The sequence below is a fragment of the Candidatus Schmidhempelia bombi str. Bimp genome (assembly GCF_000471645.3).
Lineage (GTDB): Bacteria > Pseudomonadota > Gammaproteobacteria > Enterobacterales > Orbaceae > Utexia > Utexia bombi.
This window is the reverse complement of record NZ_AWGA01000116.1, coordinates 1-1374: the sequence shown is the minus strand read 5'-3', so window position 1 is coordinate 1374 and position 1374 is coordinate 1. Positions and strand designations below refer to the sequence as shown.

Here is a 1374-nt window from a genome sequence, read left to right as displayed (position 1 = left end):
GCTAAGGCTTCTTTGCCTACCACGTCGATAACCCGGATTTTATCTAGTTCATTCAGTTGCGCTAGGCTTTTATTCTCACCCGATAAAAGGTTTATTTCATTATTTGCACTTATATAATCGCTATACGTTACATAATCGCTATTAATTAACGACTCTGTATCAGGAGAGTGATTTTCATCCCCCCTGCTCGGCCGATAGTTCTGCTCAGCCCGATAAAATAAAAAGAGATATGCTTCATTCTCACACCCTTGGGTCATCGCCCCCCTTAGCGATTCTTTATATCGTTCTATTTGTTGATATTGGCGGCGGGTATAGGTCAATTCAGGATTAAAATAAGCTAATGGGCAAGAATTAATCTTCTGTTTTTGTTCTTTATAATAGTCAGCTATCGTTTCACAACCATGGCGACTTTGCATCGCGGTGGCGAGCGTCGTCTTCGCTAGCGTTCGCTCTTTGGCATAAATCAAATCATGGCTACTACTGCGTACTAAGTGATGAAATTGTTTTAGTTGTTGTTGATGTGTGCCTTTTAGCTCTTGCCGCGCTAGCCCTTCTGTCACCAGAGATAGTTGTTGCCGTCGTTGTATCGATAGCTCTTCGGCAACGCCTAAGCTATCTTCCAAAACTAACGCGGCAATTTCTGTACGATAATGATTATCCGATTGATACTTATTCGCTGTGCTATTTAATTGCTGCCACCCATTATCTGATTTTAATGAGTTGAAATGACTGGCTGTAAAAAAGTGATGGCTATTGGCTTCACGGAACAACGCCATCGTGTAGTGTTCTGCGTGGCGTAATGTCACGCTATTTTGTTTAAATATGCCCTGTCTTAAGCTATCTATAAATAGTTTGCCATTATTGTCCGCTAAATTAGCCTTTTTATGGGTGAGCCGGTCTTGCTCAAAATAGTCTTGTACACGGTTATTATCGCATTCAAATTCTAATAAATAACGTGCGCCTTGTAAGAAATCGTCAAAATAGATAAATATCCCCCTCGCGTAGCGTTCGGTAGACATATTTATAGGTTTGCCATGCCGTTTGCGGCTCTCGCTCGCCTAAACTCACCATGCCTTTTTCCCAGTCAATATGCTGATTAAAACTTATCGGTACGATCGATTTTCTGACTAAAAATAGTGGGAAACCTTGACGCTGGCAAACCCCGCATTGACCCTGCGCTAACTGTAGCGCTTTTTCATTGGCTTCATGAATTAACTCAGGGTTAAACTCTGCTTCCTGTGCGGCTAATAAATCTAGGACCTTGTTGTTTTCTATCCCTCTTTTTGGAGTCATTCTGTTTATTCCCTCCAAGTAATATAAAATAGTTAGTGGATAGGCTACACTAATTAGTACCTGTTTGATAAGGTCATTGTT

At 41.1% G+C, this 1374-nt stretch carries 2 protein-coding genes; both read right to left on the bottom strand.

Annotation, left to right across the window (positions count from 1 at the left end; translation table 11 throughout):
* Nucleotides 1-1019: hypothetical protein (locus tag O970_RS09315; protein ID WP_133459430.1), on the bottom strand; the 1019-nt coding region annotated here is incomplete at its 3' end.
* On the bottom strand, nucleotides 976-1374 hold a 399-nt coding region (locus O970_RS09310; protein WP_238610634.1), incomplete at its 5' end, for a hypothetical protein. The genes O970_RS09310 and O970_RS09315, both read right to left, overlap by 44 nt.